Annotated in this window: 14 protein-coding genes; 8 read left to right on the top strand and 6 right to left on the bottom strand. The window is 44.4% G+C overall.

The window, feature by feature from the left end:
- Positions 1-91 precede the first annotated feature (91 nt).
- The 3 genes from dapB to putA form a co-directional block, all read right to left on the bottom strand.
- Positions 92-895 (bottom strand): 4-hydroxy-tetrahydrodipicolinate reductase, encoded by an 804-nt coding sequence (dapB, locus tag AC0L6N_RS09110; RefSeq protein ID WP_473480676.1) that lies wholly within the window; start codon positions 893-895, stop codon positions 92-94.
- An 89-nt stretch (positions 896-984) separates the two neighbouring features.
- A complete protein-coding gene (locus AC0L6N_RS09115; RefSeq protein WP_006993387.1) occupies positions 985-1458 on the bottom strand; it encodes a winged helix-turn-helix transcriptional regulator in 474 nt (157 codons plus the stop codon).
- A 176-nt stretch (positions 1459-1634) separates the two neighbouring features.
- Positions 1635-5441, bottom strand: coding sequence for a bifunctional proline dehydrogenase/L-glutamate gamma-semialdehyde dehydrogenase PutA (gene putA, locus AC0L6N_RS09120; protein WP_473480679.1), 3807 nt, complete (start codon positions 5439-5441; stop codon positions 1635-1637).
- 418 nt (positions 5442-5859) lie between these two features.
- On the opposite strand from putA, the gene AC0L6N_RS09125 reads away from it, so the two are divergent.
- Positions 5860-6549, top strand: a complete 690-nt coding sequence (locus AC0L6N_RS09125) for a cytochrome b/b6 domain-containing protein (RefSeq protein WP_473480682.1) — start codon at positions 5860-5862, stop codon at positions 6547-6549.
- Between the two features lie 184 nt (positions 6550-6733).
- Here the strand turns inward: AC0L6N_RS09125 and AC0L6N_RS09130 are convergent, their stop codons facing one another.
- Positions 6734-7435, bottom strand: coding sequence for an SIMPL domain-containing protein (locus AC0L6N_RS09130; RefSeq protein ID WP_473480685.1), 702 nt, complete (start codon positions 7433-7435; stop codon positions 6734-6736).
- A 143-nt stretch (positions 7436-7578) separates the two neighbouring features.
- The gene (locus AC0L6N_RS09135; protein ID WP_473480688.1) at positions 7579-8418 is read right to left on the bottom strand and encodes a sulfurtransferase; all 840 of its coding nucleotides are present in this window, start codon (positions 8416-8418) and stop codon (positions 7579-7581) included.
- Positions 8419-8828: 410 nt separating this feature from the next.
- On the opposite strand from AC0L6N_RS09135, the gene AC0L6N_RS09140 reads away from it, so the two are divergent.
- From AC0L6N_RS09140 to AC0L6N_RS09165, 6 genes are all read left to right on the top strand, one after another.
- Positions 8829-10388 carry an adenosine deaminase family protein gene (locus tag AC0L6N_RS09140; protein WP_473480691.1) on the top strand — a complete coding sequence of 520 codons (1560 nt, stop codon included), beginning with the start codon at positions 8829-8831 and terminating at the stop codon, positions 10386-10388.
- A gap of 47 nt (positions 10389-10435) precedes the next feature.
- Positions 10436-11896, top strand: a complete 1461-nt coding sequence (locus AC0L6N_RS09145; protein WP_473480694.1) for a uracil-xanthine permease family protein — start codon at positions 10436-10438, stop codon at positions 11894-11896.
- 137 nt (positions 11897-12033) lie between these two features.
- Positions 12034-13413, top strand: coding sequence for an 8-oxoguanine deaminase (locus AC0L6N_RS09150; RefSeq protein WP_473480697.1), 1380 nt, complete (start codon positions 12034-12036; stop codon positions 13411-13413).
- Positions 13414-13729: 316 nt separating this feature from the next.
- Positions 13730-16168, top strand: coding sequence for a TonB-dependent siderophore receptor (locus AC0L6N_RS09155; protein ID WP_473480700.1), 2439 nt, complete (start codon positions 13730-13732; stop codon positions 16166-16168).
- Positions 16169-16251: 83 nt separating this feature from the next.
- Positions 16252-17979 (top strand): cupin domain-containing protein, encoded by a 1728-nt coding sequence (locus tag AC0L6N_RS09160; protein ID WP_473480703.1) that lies wholly within the window; start codon positions 16252-16254, stop codon positions 17977-17979.
- A gap of 295 nt (positions 17980-18274) precedes the next feature.
- Positions 18275-18580: a hypothetical protein gene (locus AC0L6N_RS09165; protein WP_473480705.1), complete on the top strand. Its 306-nt coding sequence runs from the start codon at positions 18275-18277 to the stop codon at positions 18578-18580.
- Positions 18581-18673: 93 nt separating this feature from the next.
- Here AC0L6N_RS09165 and AC0L6N_RS09170 read toward each other — a convergent pair whose 3' ends face one another.
- Complete coding sequence (locus tag AC0L6N_RS09170) at positions 18674-19255, bottom strand: porin family protein (protein ID WP_011575028.1); 582 nt, start codon at positions 19253-19255, stop codon at positions 18674-18676.
- Positions 19256-19797: 542 nt separating this feature from the next.
- On the opposite strand from AC0L6N_RS09170, the gene AC0L6N_RS09175 reads away from it, so the two are divergent.
- The gene (locus AC0L6N_RS09175) at positions 19798-21015 is read left to right on the top strand and encodes an efflux RND transporter periplasmic adaptor subunit (protein WP_473480708.1); all 1218 of its coding nucleotides are present in this window, start codon (positions 19798-19800) and stop codon (positions 21013-21015) included.
- Positions 21016-21021 lie beyond the last annotated feature (6 nt).

Consider the following 21021-nt stretch of genomic DNA (forward strand, 5'->3'; position numbering starts at 1 on the left):
AATTAGAAAAATAGTTAAAACAGTGCTTTCAACCACATTTACTGCATTAAGGGTTAAAACCCTAAGTTATGCTCACTTGATATGGAACGTATTAGGCTAGCCCCAATACATCTTGCATATCATAGAGCCCTGGGGATTTATTCTTAAGCCAAACAGCGGCTTTAACAGCACCATTAGCAAAGGTCAGGCGGCTTGAGGCTTTATGGGTTAGTTCGATTCGCTCACCAATATCTGCAAACAGTGCTGTGTGTTCACCCACTATATCCCCTGCCCTGACGGTAGCGAAGCCAATCGTTTGTTGGTCACGCTCGCCCGTGTCTCCTTCACGGCCATATACAGCACAAGTAGATAGGTCACGGCCAAGCTCATCAGCAATAACTTCACCTATTGCAACGGCAGTACCAGACGGCGCATCTTTTTTAAACCTGTGGTGGCCTTCTATAATTTCGATGTCTGCCGTACCCCCCATAACACGCGCAGTTTGGCGGGCTAAGTTAAGTAATAGGTTGACCCCGATACTGTAATTAGCAGCAAAAACGATAGGAATATGCTGGCTCGCCCGTTGCAGAGCGTCTTTTTGCTGTTGGTTTAAACCTGTCGTGCCGATGACGACTGGCTTTTTTTGTTGGACACACAGGGCTAAATTAGCTTCGAGCGCATCTGGGAGGGTGAAATCGATGACAATGTCAATTTGCGAAAAGTCAGCGGAATTGGCGTCAGTGACAGTGAGTCCACGCTGGCCTATGCCCGCTAGTTCCCCAACATCAACACCCATCATAGTGGAGCTTGCTCTGACAAATGCCGCGTTTAATGTGGCATTTTGCGATTGATCTATCGCTTCAATTAATACGCGACCCATTCGGCCGTTGGCCCCAAATATTGCAATTTTATTCATGCTGCTTGTACGTCATAGGAATCTGTGGCGACATTGTGCCTGATTTACATCAGGCTTTCAGCCATACAAGCAGGTCAATCTATCATTTCTTATAATTGAATGAGATGAGTTGACTTAACTTCTTCCATTACGACGTAGGTGTGAGTTTGCGTCACGCCTTTTATAGAGGCTAATTTTGAACCCAAAAATTTACAGTACTCATCCATGTTTTCAATACGGATTTTAATCAGGTAATCAAACTGTCCTGCGACCATCGCGCACTCCACAATTTCATCAATTTCACTGACTTGTTGATTAAATTCTTTTACTGACTCAGTACTGGTACTAGCAAGTGAAAGCTGTACATAGGCCGTCAAATTAGCCTTTAACTTTTTAGGGTTTAAATGTGCGACGTATTTTTCGATATAGCCGTTTTTCTCTAAACGACGAACACGCTCTAAGCACGGTGTGGGGCTTAAATGTATTTGGTTGGCTAATTCTACGTTAGATATACGACACTCTCTTTGTAGTATATCGAGTATTTTAAGATCAGTGCGGTCTAAGGTGTCTTGGCCTTTTTTCATTGTATTTGCCTTGTAGTAACACGATTTTATCGTTTTTAGTTTTGTTCATGCTAATCATAGACAGAATTAGTGTCAGGTAAATTACCCAAAAGGCTTAATTTAAGCAGCATTAACACTAATCATCCAGTGATAAGTGCTGCTTAAATCAACAACAACGAATAATATCAACCTCGAGTTTACTCTTTGAGGTTTAGCAGCATCGCATTACCACCTGTGGCTACGACGTTATCCGTCTTGGTTTTTTCTGTGGCAAAACGCAGCAAACTATAATCTGCAGACATACTTCCCACAAACGGGATGATTGCCCCCTTTCTGGCACCCAAAGCGCTAATGAGTCCTGGGGCGTTACTTCCTGCCACGCCTGCAATACCGTCGCTTAATAACAATGCCATTAACGCTTGTTGTGAATCAATACATTGCACGTTTGCCATCGGCACAAAACTTTCTAACGCTTTGTACACCGAGCTGGCGCTGGCTGGCGTTTGCGCTAAATGAATAAGCACAATACTATTTCCTGCTAACAACGCTCCCATTGCTTGCAGTAAATTGGTTACTTCATCACCTTGTTTCAGCACGACTAAAAATACACCGCGGCCGTGAAGTGATAGCTCATTCGTTTCACCTGTTGGCCCCGGTAGCGTTATGGCCTCGCCAAAATTGTGCCGCGCTTGTGCAAACATTCGCGAAGCTTGCTTTAGGCTATCCGCTGGCATCGCTGAAAATGCCGGTAGATGTTGCGCACCCGCGAAAGCATTCTCAATGAACTTAATGCGCTGGGTGATGGGCACATTTTGCCAAGTACTTTGTTCAGATTTGGCCACGCGCAAACTCATTTGGGTATCTTTGCTAAGGGTAGACGTCTCTGATATTTCGCTAGGTAGTTGATCGATAACAGGCTCCGCAGCCCATAAATTAGTAAAACGTAATAAGTAGTGCGGACCTCCGGCTTTGAAACCAGTACCTGATAGACCATGACCACCAAACGGGTTTACCCCAACGACCGCCCCGACCATATTTCGATTGATGTAGGTATTACCAACATGCGTTTCACCGTACACCTTATCGGCGAACTCTTTAAGGCGACTATGCACTCCCAGCGTTAAGCCATAACCTGTGTCATTAATGTCTTTAAGAACGCGGTCTAACTCTTTCGCGTTATAGCGAACAATATGTAAGATAGGTCCAAAGACTTCGCGTTCTAGTACATTGATATTTTCAATTTCAAACACCTGAGGACAAATATAAAAGCCTTTAACGTCTTTTGGTGCCTTTGCCTTGGCAACAAATTTGGCTTCTTTGGTCATTTTTTCACAATGTGCTTGCAATGTATTTAATGCGTTTGCATCGATGACTGGCCCAAGATCTGTACTTAGTTTCCAGGGTTGATCTATTTGTAAGGTAGCAAGCGCACCTTTTAACATGTCAATCAAGTTATCGGCGATATCATTTTGTACATACAATACACGCAGCGCAGAACAACGTTGCCCAGCACTTAAGAACGCAGATTGAATGACATCATCAACGACCTGCTCGGGTAGCGCTGTTGAGTCCACTAACATGACATTTTGTCCGCCCGTTTCAGCTATAAAAGGCGGCAAGGTAGTACCACGTTTAATCAACTCCTTTTGAATACTCTGTGCCGTTGCGGTAGACCCAGTAAATGCGACCCCTGCAACCCTTTCATCAGCCATTAGTACTGGACCAAGTTCGCGTCCAGAGCCCGTCAGTAAGTGCAATACATCTGTGGGCACCCCTGCATCGTGCATCAGTTTAATAGCTTGAGTCGCAATCAATGGCGACTGTTCCGCCGGTTTGGCCACGACTGTATTGCCTGCCACTAACGCTGCTGCAATTTGACCAACAAAAATAGCTAACGGGAAGTTCCAAGGGCTAATGCACACGAAAACGCCCTGACCTTGTTTTAACTTGGGTTGGGTTGGGCTATCGGATACCAGATGGCGCACTTGTAACGCGTAGTAGCGACAGAAATCAACAGCTTCTCGTACTTCTGATATACCATCGTTTAAGGTACGACCCGCTTCAAAACTGATGAGTGCGGTTAGCTCTTCTGTTTGTGCTTCCAATAAATCAGCAACCTTTTCCATGATTTGTGCACGCTGATTTACTGGCGTTGCTTGCCAAGCTGGTTGCGCTGCAGACGCCGCATTCATCGCAATATCTACATCTTTTGCAGAAGCATCGGTGCAGTCCCCTATCAGGCTGTCAGTAGCGGCTGGCGAATACAAAGGGTAAGCATTGTCGGTGCTCATCACGCCGTTGATGATCGGTCCTGCCTGCCATTTCTTTTCAGAAAAAGCAGTTACTTGCTGGGCAACCGTAGCAAATGCCAGAGGATCGTCTAAATCGATACCCCGGGAGTTATCACGCTTTTCACCGAAGGCGTTAAATATGTCCTGAGCCAGAGGGATTTGGCTATTGCGGCTTCCCTGAGCCTTGCCGATTGTTGTTTCAACACTCTGCACCAGATTCGAGGCGGCAATTTTACCATCCAAGAATTGATTAACAAATGAACCATTGGCACCGTTTTCAAGTAATCGACGTACTAAGTAAGGGAGTAGGTCTCTGTGAACACCCACTGGCGCATAGACTCTTAGAGGTAACTCACGCCCGGTGGTTTCTCTAATTTGGCCGTAAAGTAAGTCACCCATGCCGTGCAGGCGCTGGAACTCAAAACTATTGGTGTCGTCTCCCGCCATTTCCATTATGAGCGCAACAGTATAAGCATTGTGTGTTGCAAATTGAGGGTAGATACAATCTCGGTTATCGAGCAATTTGCCAGCACAAACTTGATAACTCAAATCTGTGTGTACTTTTCGAGTAAAGACCGGAAATTCACTCAACCCCATTTCTTGTGCATGTTTAATTTCTGCATCCCAATATGCGCCTTTAACTAAGCGCACCATTAATGTACGTTCACTGGCTTTCGCTAATTCGACCAACCAGTCCACTACGAAAAGCGCACGTTTCTGATAGGCTTGCAGCACAAAACCCAATCCGTTCCAATTGGCTAATTCCGGCGCAAACGCCAGTGCTTGAAATACATCGAGTTCAATGTCCAAGCGAGCCGCTTCTTCTGCATCAATGGTAAAACCAATATTGAATTTTTTGGCTTCAAGCGCCAACGACAAAACGCTTGGCAGTAATTCATCGATCACTAAATGATGATGACTGAATTCATAACGTGGGTGCAAAGCACTGAGTTTTACCGATATCCCGTCCGCTAAATTAACATCGCTCTCATCGTTACTTTGCCCAATGGAGCGGATAGCTGATAAGTAAGCATCGTAATATTTATTGGCATCTTTGTAGGTTCTGGCCCCTTCCCCTAACATATCAAATGAGAAGCGAGTGCCTTCAACATTGCCTTTTCTACCACGCTTTGCCGCTTCTTTAATATCTCGGCCCAATACGTATTGCTGCCCCATAAATTTCATGGCCTGCAACGTCGCACCGCGCACAACAGGCTCACCTACTCGTTGAATAAGCTTACGGAACCAGTTGCTTGGCTCATCATTGCTGCCCTGCTCATTACTCTGGCCTTTACTCTGTTCTTTACCTAGTATTTTACTGGTAAGCGATAAGCCTACGCTTGCAGCATTCACTAGTAACTCTTCGGAGTTACCTATGTGCTCACCCCACTGGCCAAGATGAATTTTTTCAGCGATAAGACGGTCAACAGTATAGCTATCAGGTACCCGCAATAGTGCTTCAGCTAAACACATCAACACGACACCTTCATGGCTAGATAAACTGTATTCTTGTAGGAAGGCGTCAAATAACCCCTGCTTGTCGGGATTCGCTCTGCACTGCTCTACAAATGATAACGCCGTTGCATGTACGTTATTGCGCGCCTCTTGACTCAATGGATTAGTCTTGAGCATATATTCAACACTATCCCCCTCATTGAGGTAGGTATTAGTGCGAATAGTCTGGCGTATTGATGGTAAATTTGCCTGCAACATAGGAAATCTCAGTCGTGTTAATAAGGTGATAAATTGGCTGCAGCAGTCACTCTTTGGTTTATGTGCTGAACCTTGTTGTTTAAACCCAGTTAATGTAATAAAAAGGTCATAGTAGTTTTGCGCGCATTTTATGCTTGAAAATAGAGAATATGCTACTTTATTTTCCTTAAAATCAGCCAAATAACAGCGTAAAAAGGGGATTTGGCGGATTAATAAACTGGTAAGAGGTGTTTACCATGGTGAAACTGACTAATTGTCGCTCAACGGTGAGGTCATTTACTCCTCGCAACACAGGCAATAAGGACAAAAACTAGACCACCACCAAGACAAATACATAATTCCTCTTGAGTTGTGCTTTATCGCCAGTAACAATATTCTGTATATTCCTTTTTTTAGTATTCATTATTCGAGCCAAAATATGACACATCACAAAACATTGGTCTGGGATCTCCCCTTACGCATTTTTCATTGGGCCCTCGTACTGCTGATTTTTGCGCAGTGGCTAACGGCTGAAGTATTAGATGGCTACATGGAACTGCATGCTAAATTTGGTTACGGTTTATTAGGCTTGGTAATATTTCGAATAATTTGGGGATTTGCTGGGCCAAAACATGCCCGGTTTAGTTCTTTTTTACGTGGCCCTAGCGCCATTTTACACTACACAAGTACACTATTTAGCCGCCACCCATCAACGTACACGGGGCATAATCCACTCGGCGCCTTGATGGTACCCGCTATTTTGATTGTGGTCGGCGCTCAGGCAATAAGCGGTCTGTTCGTTACCGATGATGTGTTATTTACAGGGCCTTATTACTCAAGCGTATCTGATGAGACGCAGGGTATCATGCAGTGGCTGCATCACACCCTGTTCGATGTATTATTGGTGATTATTGGTTTACACATTAGTGCTATTTTAAGTTACGAATTATTGCTTAAGAAGCCCTTGATTGGTGCGATGCTTCATGGGCATAAAAATGTGCAATCGAAAAGCGGGATTAATCATTCAAGACTGATATTAGCTTTAGTACTGGCGATGGTTATTTGTGCCTTCGTATATTGGTTGGTCGTTATTGCTCCGCCCGAAGTAGAACTTGATTATTACTATTGAAAGTTGACTTTTCACGAAATCAATTAAGTAGATAAACGAATACAGCATCCATGGATAAGCTGTATTCGCTAACCTCTTTTTCCTAAACCTTTAAAATTAATCCTGCACGGTATAGCTAATCAAGCACGTTTTTGATAACAATATTAAGCTCGCATTTCACTATTAGGCATTTAACCGCCTCACTTTACTCAACCAATTCGAATGTCACGTTTACCTGCGCAGCGGTGTTAATTTGGCCTGGTAGTGAATCACTTGATTTGCTCATCATCATCACTTCACGACCTCTAGGCATGGGTGAATAGCCACTATTTTCGCTGATTGATATAACCCTACCTAGTTTGGCGCCCAAGGTTTTTGCCATACGAGAGGCCCGTAATTTTGCGTCCTTCAGTGCCAATTCTAACGCCGCTAAATACTGCGGCTGTGGATTTTCGACAACATAATTGAAGCCATCAATACGGCTCGCTCCCGTCGCTAATACCGCATCAATCACTTGGTCATACAGGGCAATATCGCGCAAGGTGAAGTTAATCTCTCTTGAGAGCTTGAAGCCTTTTTGAATGCGTTGGTTATTACTGTGTTCGTACCAAGGATTAAGCTGAACACGCATTGATTGCACGTCTTTTTTGTCAACACCAAAAGCCAACACACTGCTGATAATGGTTTGGGTTTTGTCTGCGACTACACTGTTTAGACTTTGAACCCGCTCTCCTTGCTCCTCTACATAAACACTGAACTGGAACAGGTCTGGCACACTTGCCACATTCGCTTGGCCACTAACGCTGATTTGATGCACCTTGTCCTCAGCACTGGCGGCGCTGAGTGGACTAAAACTTAATGCGGCGCTTGACGCCAACAGAGTAACAATAGCAAACACGTTTTTCATATTATTTCCTTTACATGGCGATGGTCACAATCGCTAAATTTGAATGATAGAATTATCTACTTGGGTGAATGAATACTCACTGAATAAATTGCTTACCTTTGCTTAACAGAAGGTGCTAGCGACTAGCGCGGGTTCTTATATGATTATCTAACAACAGGTAATCTTTCATCTGCACCCCACTCACTCCATGAACCGTCGTAAACTTGTATATTTTGATACCCGGCCTCATTAGCGGCCAAGGCTAAAACACAGGCTGTTACCCCCGAACCACAACTGAACATTAACTTGTCATTCTCACGAACACCTAATGCATCGAATTTAGTCCGCAGTCGTTGGGGGCTTAACAATTGAGCACTCTCAATGCAGTCACTAAAAGGTAAATTCAACCCATTTGGCATATGGCCGCTGCGAAGGTGAGGTCTCGGCTCTGCTACCTTTGCATAAAACCTATCCGCTGAACGGGCGTCTATGACATGACAGTCAGGTGCATCAAGTGCTGCTAATACACCGCTGGCATCGATCATACGCTCAGCATGAAATTGACTAATAAAGTCTCCCTCTTGCTTCGCTTGCGACAACGTTTCGGCACATTTGAATCCCGCTTTTTGCCATTCAGGAAAACCACCATTTAACACATAGACCTGCTTGTGGCCCATGCACGTAAACATCCACCACACGCGTGGTGCGCTGAACACCCCCTGATTATCATAAACAATCACAATACTGTCTTTATTCACCCCAAGTTTTCGCACTTCTTGCTGAAATACCTCAGAACTGGGCATAGTGTGAGGAAGTGAGCTAGATGGGTCGCAAATCTGATGTTCAAAATCAAATACTTGTGCTTTAGGGATATAACTAGCAGGCATGGGTTCTGGCTCACCTGTAGTGATCACGTTCATCGTACTCATGAAAATCATTATGTTCGCATCATCCAAATGCGCATGTAACCATTGTGGGCTGACAAGGGCTGAAGTGTTTTGCACTGTGTTCTCCATTATAAATGTCGAGTCAATAAATCAAGAGTATTCTGGGTATCTGTTCACTATTACGTGTTGAGCAAATATTCACATTATCAACCACTATACATGATCGTTTTAGGCGATGCGGATTAGCTCACTTCATCAATTTGTAATCACGATAATGTTTACCATTCAATGAGTAAGCGTGTATTTGATTGATGTGTGATGCAAATGTGTGTATCAAAATAGAGGTAAATTGCACCATTAAAGTGCAACCTTGCTTAAAATGTGCATCCTACAATACCTAACGGATATTTATTCCTTCAATTACAACACGTTAATGAGATATTCCAGACTGACCATTTGGTCAAATAATTGCAATGGACTCAGCCATCTTGACTAAACTTTATCAGTCAACAGCTACGGACACTCTTATGAACATCGTACAACAAATTCGTCGTTACATTTATAAACACCACCTCAATCTGCACAACAATTCGAACCCGACACTCCAAAACAATCGATATTCTTATCGTTACATGAATCACTATTTACAACTTCTCGTTTTCTTTGGTTGTACTTTGCTCCCCTTAAGCACAAAGGCAGACACGCCAATGCCCCCCAAACCGCATTGGTTTGAGTCATTTAAGCAACAGGCTGATAACACAGCCTTATATAACTTTTTATATGCGCTACCAAAAGGAGGTGACCTTCATCACCACCTTGGCGGTTCGGGCTTTAGCCATTGGTGGTACAACCTTGCTACTGATGAGAAAACAAATGGTGGATATCGCTATTACACTAAGGTGTTTATCAAACAATGTCATGGCTATGGCAGCAATGAATTTGGCGGAAATCCGCAATTATTGTTATTCAAGACGATTCAACACAGCCACTATGCAGCGCTGAGTGATTGCGAGAAAAGTGAATATCGCGAACTCACCGCGTTGTCAAACGAGCAAAAATCCGCATGGATGAATAGCATTAGATTAGACAAGCCGTTTGAAGGACGCGCTGAATTTTTTGAAAAGCATTGGTCTCGCCTGGGCGATCTGAATCGCAATCCAATCATCATGGCAGAATTATTGGTTAAAAATATGCAGTCTTTTGCACGAGAAGGATTGGGTTATATTGAAGCGCAAACCAATGCTAAAGGCGGCATTAAACCAGATGGCTCTCACTATTCGCCGGACGAGGTAGTCAATATATTCCGTCAACGGTTAGCCCAAGATGATGCCACCTCCACGGGTGTCACCGCTCGATTGCAATATGCGCTATTGCGCTTTTTACCCAACGCCGAACAAGAGCTCGAATGGATGTATCGCTTTGTTGATAGACACAGAGACATCTACGTGGGTATTAATATGGTTGGCCGCGAAGACAACGATAAGGGTTATCCGTTACGGTTTTTATCCACCTTACGAAAATTACGCCAGCGCATCCCGAATATACCGCTGGCTATCCATGCAGGTGAGGTAGATGAACCCAATTTTCATGTTAGGGACACCCTATTATTAGGCGCGAATCGAATTGGGCATGGTGTTAACTTAATCGACGATCCTGGCACCATGTTATTGATGCGTAACGACCGCTATTTAGTAGAAATTAACCTTGTGAGTAATTTACTGCTTGAATACGTCGATGAATATCATCAACACCCCTTCCCTGAATACCTGCGCACCGGGATCCCAGTAGCGTTATCAACCGACGACCGCGGTATGTGGGATTCAAATATGACAGACGAGTACTTTGTTGCCGTTAAAGAGTTTAATTTATCCTGGCAAGAGCTGACTGGTTTAGCCGAAAACTCACTCAAGCACGGTTTTGTTGACGAGCAAACTAAACGTGCGCTGCTGGCGGATTATCATTCCCGTATCAACGCATTTGAGCAGGCGTTTTTAGACCAAGGGGCCAACAGTTTTAGTCAAACACCTGACCGTTACGGCACATTTATTTGTCGGCAATACGGACTTTGCCAACCACAAAATAACTGAACCCCGAAAAACTTGTTACCCATAACAGATTAAAAATAGGCCAACATATGCAGACTACTCGCCCCAAAAACGGTGAAATATTATATTCTTTAACAGATGTCCCTTCTGTTGGTCATAGCACCACTGCTGCGCTTCAGCATATTATGGCGTGCTTTATTGGCATCATTACCCCCACATTGATCATCGGCTCTGTGCTTGGCTTACAGGCTGAAATACCTTATCTGATCAGTATGGCGCTGATGACATCCGGCGTATCCACCTTTATTCAAGCTAAAAAATTTGGACCTGTCGGCTGTGGGCTTATCGCTGTACAGGGAACGAGTTTTACTTTCATCAGCGCGCTGTTAGTCGCCGGAACCGCAATAAAAAGTCGTGGTGGGTCGAATGAAGAAATTATGGCTCTGATGTTTGGTTTATGTTTTTTTGGTGCCTTTGTTGAAATTGTATTAAGTCAATTTATTCAGCATTTAAAAGCAGTGATTACCCCGCTCACTACAGGGATCGTGATCACTACTATCGGTATCACCTTAATTAAAGTTGGCATGACCGATTTATCCGGCGGGTTCAATGCACCGGATTTTGGCGCGCCGCATAATCTCATCTTAGGCCTGAGCGTACTTATTACCGTGATTGCCCTTAATGCATCTAAATATCCGCTGTTGCGCTTAAGCGCAATATTCATTGGCATGTTAGTAGGCTGCATCATTGCTTGGTATCAGGGGATCCTGTCATTCAATAATATGCTGTCATCCCCTTTAATTAGCATACCTGAGCCGTTTAAATACGGTGTCGCCTTTGACTGGGAACTGTTTATTCCGATCGCACTGGTGTACTTCCTAAGTGCAATTGAAACCTCGGGAGACTTAACCGCCAACAGCCTTTTTTGTAAGGAGCCAATTAAAGGGCCGATTTACCTCAAACGCATAAAAGGGGGAATTTTAGCGGACGGGGTTAATTCTATGTTGGCAGCCATGTTTAATAGCTTTCCCAATACCACATTCGGGCAAAACAATGCGGTAATACAAATGACCGGTGTCGCCAGTCGCCATGTTGGATTTTACATCGCCGGCTTTCTGGTGTTACTTGGCTTATTTCCAGTTGTTGGCAGTGTCTTGCAGCTTATGCCTAAACCTGTGCTTGGCGGCGCGACGCTTGTTATGTTTGCCACTATTGCGGTTGCGGGCGTAAAAATACTGACCAGCGAGCCTATAGATAGACGAAAAAGCCTCATTATCGCAACGTCTCTAGGATTAGGTTTAGGTGTCATGATGGTACCTGAGACACTTGCCCAATTACCGCAATTAGCCAACAACATACTTTCATCTTCGGTGACCACTGCCGGTTTCTGCGCGATTATCATGAGCATTGCTATACCCGAGCCAAAAGCTGGTGAGCTGGAAGCAGATGTTGTTGAGTCACAAGACCCGTCACTAGCGCCTCGATTCAATCACCCAGCAGCCACAGTGTTAGCTGATGAATCACCAATCAACGAGTCTGAACGGCAATGAACAGCAACAAGAGAAGCAGCAACGAGTGAACGAATTTACCGTTTCATAAGATTAAACACGTTCATTAACACCACCTATTTTTTAAATAGCTACAAAAGTAATACCCATTAGTATGCATTTTTTGAGGGACGCACGTTATGCAAGCAAGCACATCACCGACGTTATGGCTTAAATCTCCAGAAGCGGTATTCACCGCCAACAACCAAAATGCCGGCAACGGCTTATTGATCCAAGGTAGCCGTATTATTGAATTAGTAAAAAGCGGCGAAACACCAAAGTTACACTTCGATGCGATAGAAAGCTGCACCGGTAAAGTGATCATGCCAGGCATGATCAACACCCATCACCATTTCTATCAAACCCTGACGCGTTGTGTGCCTGGGGCGCTGAATAAACCACTGTTTCCTTGGTTAACATTTTTATACAAAGTATGGAAAAACCTAGACGAAGAGATGCTATACAGTGCAACTAAATTAGCAGGGCTTGAGTTAATGAAGTCTGGCTGCACAACCATTGGAGATCATCATTATGTGTTCCCAAAGCGACTCACCCATGCCATTGACGTTCAGGTTCAAGCGTTAGCAGGGTTAAGTTGTCGAGGTATTCTGACGCGAGGCTCCATGAGCTTGGGCCAAAGCAGTGGGGGGTTACCTCCAGATTCTGTTATACAAAATGAAGACGTTATTCTTAAAGACTCCCAGCGCGTGATTGACGCCTATCACCAATCCGCTAACAAGCATGCCAGCCCGATGTTGCAAATTGCGCTGGCGCCCTGTTCGCCATTTTCTGTTTCTCAAGAATTGATGAAACAAACCGCCCTTTTAGCCAAGCAAAATGATGTATTGCTTCATACTCACTTAGCCGAGACCAAAGACGAAAATGCATTTTGCCAGCGCATCTACGGTGCACGTCCATTAGATTATTTAGAACAATGCGGATGGTTAACCGACAGAACATGGCTAGCCCATGGCATTCACTTCACTCCAGACGAAATTATCCGTTTAGGCAATGCGAAAGTCGGTATTGCCCACTGCCCTTCTTCAAACATGCTGTTGGCGTCAGGCATATGCCCTACGTTGGATTTAATGAAAGCGGGTTGCCGAGTGGGTTTAGGGGTAGACGGCTCAGCATCAAATGACTGTTCGAACATGATACAAGAAGTTCGACAATCTCTGTTACAACAAAGGTTACGTTATGGCGCTGTCGATATCACGGCTGAATATGCCTTAGGGCTCGCAACGAAAGGTTCAGCTTCTTTGCTTCATCGACATGACATTGGTGAGATCCACACAGGCAAACAAGCAGATTTAGCCATTTTTGACTTAAGCGAACTACGTTTCTCTGGAGCCGGAGACCCAATCGCGGCCATAGTGACGTGCGGTGCACAACAAGTTGATAAACTGATGCTGGCAGGTAAATGGGTTATAGAAGAGGGTCAACACTACGCAATTGACGAACAAGAACTGCAAATCGAGCATACAAAACTCGCCAAAAAGCTGCAATCTGCAGTGAATTAAACTAAGTCTGCAGGTATCGTGAATTTATTTAACCAATAGGTTCACGCGCCACTTGGTCGTGTTACGGTGCAAATAAGTCATTTTCGAGCCATTTTGGTGCAACTAATAATGCTGCGCTACTATTTTGTGTCACCCTCATCGTGTTTGGTCTAACAAAAAATAAAATATGTTATAAATATCAATGCCTTACTTATTAGACTAATTACCTGACCATTTGGACAAGTCTTTGGCACCCTTCATGCTATTAGTCCGTGTAGCAACACCATAATTTCAAACTATACACACATCCATAAGAATAAAAGTGAGAGGAATACAGATGAACCATCCCTTATTTAAAAGCTCAACCTTGAGCAAAGCTGTTTTGTTAGGATTAGCCATGTCGCTAACTCCCACCATATCGGCTCAAGAATCGGCAACTCAGGAAACCGCCGATGTAGAGCGAATTGAAGTAACGGGATCACTAGGTAGTCTACCTGGTCAAGGCGTAGAAGCCGTTTTCGGCTTCGGTAAGTCAATTTTGGAGACGCCCCGTTCAGCATCTACCATCAGTGATGAAATGCTAGAGCGCTTTGCCGTCACCGACATAGACGATCTAGTTGCCTTCTCGCCTGGTACGTTTACTCAATCATTTTTTGGTGTCGCAGGCTCACTTGACGTGCGTGGTACGCCAGGCGAAACGTATTTTCGCGGCGTTAAGCGCTTAGACAACCCAGGTAACTATCCGACTCCTATTGGTGCATCAAGCCGCATTGATATTGTGCGTGGCCCTGCATCTCCAATTTATGGCCCAGCCAAAATCGGTGGCTACTTAAACTTTAATCCCAAGTCAGCACGCGCCAGTGGTGGCCAGTATCTTGAAGAAAATGAAGGCGCTTTTTCCTATACCTTAGGGTCATGGGATAAAAGTGTCATGACCGCAGAAATCGGCGGCCCTGCTACATTGGGCGGCAAAGAAGCAGGTTTCTATTTGTATGGCGAGGTTGAAAATTCAGGTAGCTATTATGAAAACTCAGGTACCGACCAAACCGTGCTACAAGGCTCATTCAATATCGATGTAACGGATAACCTTCGTTTCGAATTCGGCGGTATGTACCACGATTACGACGGTAACCAAGTGGCTGGTTGGAACCGCTTAACGCAGGATCTAATCGATAACGGCACCTATATCACAGGTACAGCGAAAAACATCGACACAGATGGTAGCGGTGCAATTTCTCATGAAGAATATGGCGCAGTGAACTTAGCAGGTAATGGTTTCTTTTACGCCGTGCCTTCTTTGTTCACAGATGCAGATGCTACTGATCTAATGCAATTAGAAAATGTGGGTACGACCACATTGGGCCGCAATCAAGTATTGGTCGCAGCTGATGATGTCTTGCAAAACACGGTACAAACCTTGTATTTCGATGCGATTTACTACAGCGATAACGGCTGGGAAATCAAAAATCAATTCTTCTATGAAGACTATGAGAACTTAAACGAGAACGCTTATGGTTTCGCGCAGTTTCACAACAGCTCTGTGGTCGAAAACAAACTTATCTTCTCTACTGAATACGAAAGCAACTCGTTGCTAGCACAATTTCAAGTATCACCGTCAATTCGTCACACCAACTTTTTACACGGTGATGATTTCACCTATGAGTACTTCAACCGTCGCGATTTAACCATGGAATCAACAGCGCTTGATAGACGTGAAATGGCGACTCGTATCAACGACAATTACGATAACTACGATAAGGGCAATTATACCGATTACGGTATCGCTGCCATGACAGACCTAACATGGGACTGGGGTTTGAATATCGTATTAGGTCTGCGTTACGACACCATCGACATAGAAACAACAAGTCGCGGTGATTTATTGCTCGAAAAAGGTGACATTCTGTCAACCAGTGAAACGGTTGACGGTACCTCATGGAATACCAGTATTTCATATAAAACCGAGTTTGGCTTGATCCCCTATGTGACACTCGCTGAGCAAGCAACCTTAGTGGCCGGTCAAGGTGCGGAAATAGGCTACGGTCAGTTAATCGATGATGAAGGCAATAGCTACAACGGCGCATTTGATACATCTGAGCTCACTGAGTTTGGTGTAAAAGGTTCGTTCTTAGACGATTCGTTATATTTCGCCTTGTCTGTATATGAACAAGAGCGTTCTGATTTTAACGCACAAGCAATTGTGACCAACGCTACCACGCAAAACAAAGGTACCGAATTTGAACTACGTTGGGTAGTGAACGACCAACTAGTAGTCGGCGCCGGTTATACCAAAATGAAGGTGTATAACTTAACCGCGTACAACGACGGCAACGGTGGTTCATTGTTCGGTTTCTTAGGTGCTGAAGATTTAACCAGCTTAACTGACCCATCATTGGTGTTTGGTGGTAACCCAGTCGGTTTAACACTGATCCCTGAAGGTGCAAGTAAAGAATCAGCCAGAAAAGCCGGTATCCCTGAAAACATCTACACGTTAAACGCCACTTATGACTTCTTAAACGGTTATGCGGCGAGTGCCAGCATTGTGCGTGCTGATGAGACTTACTCTAGCTTCTCACAATCTGTGAAACTACCTTCGTACACTTTGGTGAATGCAGGTGTGACATACACCACAGATACTTGGTCAGCCAGCTTGAACATCAAAAACTTAACGGATGAAGAGTACTATCGTGCTAACTTCCCTGATTTGTTTGGTGCACAAATTGTGTTGCCTGAGTTACCACGTCACTATCAAGCGTCGGTATCTTATAAGTTCTAATCACCAGTCATGTTTATAGGTGATTTATTCCAACAGACAGGTATGCTATTTAGCATGCCTGTTTTTTTATATACGGTTACATTATGCTAAAAACGTTTTCCAAATCTGCGCTTTGTCTCACCAGTATCCTTTTTTTAAACCTTGCGTTAACTGCGTGTCAAAGTACGACGCCATCATCAACTACATCGCCAACAAGCGCTGCAAACACGTCGCAAGCCGCCACTGAAATCACCCAACCTCTAGAAATTAAAGTCGTTGTGGTCACCATGTTTGAAATTGGCGAAGACGATGACGACAAGCCCGGCGAATTCCAAATGTGGAAAGAAGGCCAAAATCTAGATACCCGCTATGCATTTCCTATGTCACATCACGATATCTACGTGAATGAAGACACTGGCGTTATGGGCATAGTCACGGGTATGGGCACAGCAAAGGCAGCTGCGGCTATCATGGCCCTAGGGTTAGATCCTCGCTTTGATTTAACGCACGCCTATTGGTTAGTCGCTGGCATAGCCGGGGTTGACCCGCAAGATGCCTCAATCGGCTCAGCTGTGTGGGCCAACTGGTTAGTTGATGGCGACCTAGCGCATGAAATTGACGCCAGAGAAATTCCGGCAGATTGGAAAAGCGGTTATTTTCCCTTATTTAGCGTAGAGCCTATCAGCGCAGAACCAACAACGCCGAGCGATGAAAAGGTACAAGCCATGAATGGTGAGGCTTATCAGCTTAACACTCAGCTAACCAAATGGGCCTATGAGTTAAGTAAAGACACTGCACTAAGCGACTATCCTGCGATGTACGAATTACGTGAAAAATACATCAATTACCCCAATGCCCGTAAACGTCCGTTTGTATTAATTGGCGACCACATGGCGGCAGCTACTTTCTGGCATGGAAAATTACTAAATGAATGGGCCAATGATTGGTCAGCCTATTGGAGTAACGGCCAAGCTAACTTTGTGACCTCAGGCATGGAAGACACCGGCAGTTATCAATCGATGATCTATTTGGATAACGCGCAAAAAGCTGACAAGTCGCGTTTTATGGTATTGCGCGCTGCTAGCAACTATTCAATGCAGCCCGACAGTCTAACCGCCGCAAACAACCTTGCCATGGAAAGCGGAGAAAATGGCTATGCTGGAATGCAATCAGCCCTTGAATCTGCCTACAGTGTCGGCAGTGTAGTGGTGAATGATATCATCGCTAATTGGGATATTTACAAAGATGCCCTGCCCTATGAGGCATCAAAAGTGGCCCCAGATGAAGATACATTAAACGAGATGTTAACCCCGACCACTGAGCCGGTGGATGCCAAACTCAGCGCAGAAGAGCTAATAAAATCGCTTAATCTAACGGGTCATGTGGAAGGCGGCTTTTATCGTCAAACGTTTAAAGCGGATCACCGCCCCATGTTAAGCACAGAGCATGGGGAGCGCGTCAATATGACATCTATCTACTATTTGCTCAGTGCGAAATCGCCCATCGGTCACTTTCACATGAACCGCTCGGATATTATGCATTACTTCCACGTGGGTGACCCCATTACCTATTATTTGCTCAATCAAGACGGCAGCCTTGAAACTCATATACTCGGCCCTGATCCAACCCAAGGTCATGAGATGCAAATGGTGGTAAAAGGCGGTACATGGAAAGCATCAAAAATATCCACGACCGGTGATTATGGTTATGGGCTTATTGGCGAAGCCGTCGCGCCGGGTTTTGAATATCAAGACATGCAGTTAGCTGAACAAGCAGAACTTGTCAGCACCTTCCCGCAACACAGCGATTTGATTAAAACCTTAACGCGCTAAGCGACTCGCCAGTCGCGCTATCATGCAAACGATTTGGCCTAGTTTTCACTGGGCCTTATTATATTCATTTACGATTATTCTCGCCTACTTCCTCTTATTTACACCCACCATTTTCATTGCAACTTATTCTGTGAAGCCTTGTCTCTAATGTTACTTTGATAAAGACGGTTATTACCATTAAACACAGAACTCTTAGATTAAAGAGTTTTTAGATTAAACCGACTCTACTGCCCGGCATTGCTAAGTAGACAAACCATAGCTTGTTTTATGCCATTAACTGCAAAAGGAACATCTCATGCCCCAGTTTTATCTATCACGTGTTACACCAAGAGGTGTTGCTATGCTCATCGCTGGTGTGGCGATGAGCACATTTTTCACGGCCAGCACACATGCCCAGCAAATGGGTAGCCCTCTTGATTTTGTTAATTCGCAATTAGCTGAACAAATGAAGAATCAGGTACGCGCCATGAGCGACCCTGAGTTGATAAAGGCGAGAGCACAATTACAAAGAAAGTACTATGAAGCGCTAATTGAGTCTGGTTTTAGCAAAGAAGAAGCGATGAAAATTATAATTGCGGCGGCACAAGGAGATGCTAACTAGTACCTTTCTACTCGTATAAATACGGTAAACATAAAAAAAGGGCCTGCTTTTAGCAGGCCCTTTTTGCGCATTATTCTCACTGCGTGGTATAACTTAGAACGTGTACTGCACGGCAACACTGGCGTAATCAACATCGCTGTCGAAGCTGTCGATTTCTGACAAAATGCCGATTTCATCACGTTCAAACTCTAAGTCAAAGCGTGTGTATTCTAAGCGCACATCCCAACCTTCAGACACAGCGAAAGATGCACCCACGCCATAAAACAAGTCATCACCGTCTGTGCTGTCATTCACACCGGCTGCGTTGATGTCAGCGTCCCACCATAACTGTCCGCCTTTAGCGTACACGGTGATATATTCGTTGACTGGCAAACCCGCTTTTAAGCCAAGTGTATAGCCGTCAACTTCGGTGTTGAACGTATCGTTACCGTACTCGCCGAAATCAATGTAACCACCTTCAATCGATACGTATTGGTTAAACTGTGTGCCGATATACACATTGGCTGCGTTATCGTCACGGTCAAAGTCTTCATCTCCATCCACATCTACTAAACCATAACCGGCACCTACATAAATACCGTGGTGATCAACACCATCATTCGTCGCAGCAAAGGAAGCACCTGAAGTCATAAGTAAAGAGGTCGCTGCTAGTGTCGTAAGGGTAAATTTTTTCATAGTTTATCTCCGTATTGCTTAATCAAGAGTGTTGGTTACAAAGCAAAGCTATTCACGTTGCTGAACTAGGCTTAAACAAGTGTTATGCCAAACCAATCCTAAGAATATAAATTCGCTAAAATACAATAACTTAACCTTTTTCCGCCATATATTAGATAGGCCTTTCACAGCGTTCGCTTGTGAACAAACTGCTTGAGTGCTTGCAACTTTTACTGTCCAAAAAACAACCCGTTCGCTCGCGGTGTTCCGGTGTTTTTCATCTAACCGACAGCATCGATTTGCGCATACTTTGGCTCGTGACGAATAAGTGGGGGTTTACGCCAAACTATCGTTTGTTTGACCTAACCTAAAAAATTAGAAGTCGAGAAAAATCAGATAACACACTGATTTTATTGTAATAAAAGTTAATTTTTTACATGGCACAACTTCTGCTGTGTTAAGAAAAAAACAGACCTAAGCGCTACAAAGTTTGCTTAACGCGTCATCGCATGGTCTTTACACACATATTTAGCATCATAAAAATAACGATACAGGGGAATAAAATGACGATTAAAACGGTACCGTTTATCAGTTTTAACGCACTCACGATACTTACATTACTTATGAGCACTGCACTGCTTTCGGCTTGTGGCGGCGCAGATGCCACCAGCACTGAGCCCGAACAAGCATTGGTCATTTCCGTGCCCGTAGAAGCAGGCGCACTGCATATCGGCGAGATTTCCTCTAATTACACCACCACAGCGGTACTTGAAGCCAAGGAAGAAGCCTACGTAGTCGCCCGCGCTTCGGGCATCATCGAACACATTTACGTTGAAGAAGGTGATTACGTCACCAAAGGTCAAGTACTTGCGCAGTTAGAGCCAGAGCGTTATCGCTTAAACCTCGCACGGGCAAAAGCGGATTTAATTGGCATCGAAAAAGAGTTAGCAAAAATAGACAAGGTGTATAACCAAAAGCTAGTGAGCGACGACACCTACGATAAAATTAGCGCCCAATACGCATCCACTAAGGCGACGTTATCGCTAGCGCAGTTAGACTTAAAAGAAGCCACTATCGTGGCGCCTATTTCTGGTTATATTGCCGCACGTAACGCCAAAGTGGGTAATTTAACCGAATCATTTCAACGTGCTCAAATGTTCCATATCGTCGAACAAAATGAATTACATGGCGTTGTCTACTTACCTGAAAAAGAACTGTCTCGGGTGCATAAAAATCAAGCGGCAAAATTAACCTTAAGTGCATTGCAAGACAGTACGGTCACTGCCTATGTTGAGCGCATCAGCCCAGTCATCGATGCTGCCACTGGCACGTTTAAAGTGACGCTTCGTGTACCAAATGATAAAAAATTGCTTAAAGCCGGTATGTTCGCCCATGTCAGTTTGAATTACGACACCCACCAGCACGCTACTCTTATGCCTCGTAAAGCCATGCTCAGCATTGATAATAAAGTCAATGTGTTTGTTGTGAATGACGGCCTTGCCCACAAACAAGAAATTCAAGTGGGTTATCAAGAGGGTGACTATGTAGAGATACTCAGTGGCTTGAAGGGCAACGAGCATGTGGTGATTACCGGTCATCAAAATTTGAAAGACCAAGCACCTGTAGAAGTGGTTAATGCCGATTCACTTATGTTACAGGCACAATCACCTGTTGCAGAGCCAGTTTCTAGCACTCAAAAGCCCATTAAATTTAACGGTGATGACGCGGGCGAAGCCGCAGATACAGACACAACAGCCTCAAACGCCGATCACACTCGCTAAGTAAGG

The sequence above is a fragment of the Paraglaciecola sp. G1-13 genome, assembly GCF_055809255.1.

Coding starts and splice junctions, on each gene's coding strand:
- AC0L6N_RS09165 (WP_473480705.1), top strand. CDS start 18,275: ATGCCCCAGTTTTATCTATCACGTGTTACACCAAGAGGTGTTGCTATG.
- putA (WP_473480679.1), bottom strand. CDS start 5,441: ATGTTGCAGGCAAATTTACCATCAATACGCCAGACTATTCGCACTAAT.
- AC0L6N_RS09160 (WP_473480703.1), top strand. CDS start 16,252: ATGCTAAAAACGTTTTCCAAATCTGCGCTTTGTCTCACCAGTATCCTT.
- AC0L6N_RS09130 (WP_473480685.1), bottom strand. CDS start 7,435: ATGAAAAACGTGTTTGCTATTGTTACTCTGTTGGCGTCAAGCGCCGCA.
- AC0L6N_RS09175 (WP_473480708.1), top strand. CDS start 19,798: ATGACGATTAAAACGGTACCGTTTATCAGTTTTAACGCACTCACGATA.
- AC0L6N_RS09155 (WP_473480700.1), top strand. CDS start 13,730: ATGAACCATCCCTTATTTAAAAGCTCAACCTTGAGCAAAGCTGTTTTG.
- AC0L6N_RS09170 (WP_011575028.1), bottom strand. CDS start 19,255: ATGAAAAAATTTACCCTTACGACACTAGCAGCGACCTCTTTACTTATG.
- AC0L6N_RS09125 (WP_473480682.1), top strand. CDS start 5,860: ATGACACATCACAAAACATTGGTCTGGGATCTCCCCTTACGCATTTTT.
- AC0L6N_RS09140 (WP_473480691.1), top strand. CDS start 8,829: ATGAACATCGTACAACAAATTCGTCGTTACATTTATAAACACCACCTC.
- AC0L6N_RS09115 (WP_006993387.1), bottom strand. CDS start 1,458: ATGAAAAAAGGCCAAGACACCTTAGACCGCACTGATCTTAAAATACTC.
- AC0L6N_RS09145 (WP_473480694.1), top strand. CDS start 10,436: ATGCAGACTACTCGCCCCAAAAACGGTGAAATATTATATTCTTTAACA.
- AC0L6N_RS09150 (WP_473480697.1), top strand. CDS start 12,034: ATGCAAGCAAGCACATCACCGACGTTATGGCTTAAATCTCCAGAAGCG.
- dapB (WP_473480676.1), bottom strand. CDS start 895: ATGAATAAAATTGCAATATTTGGGGCCAACGGCCGAATGGGTCGCGTA.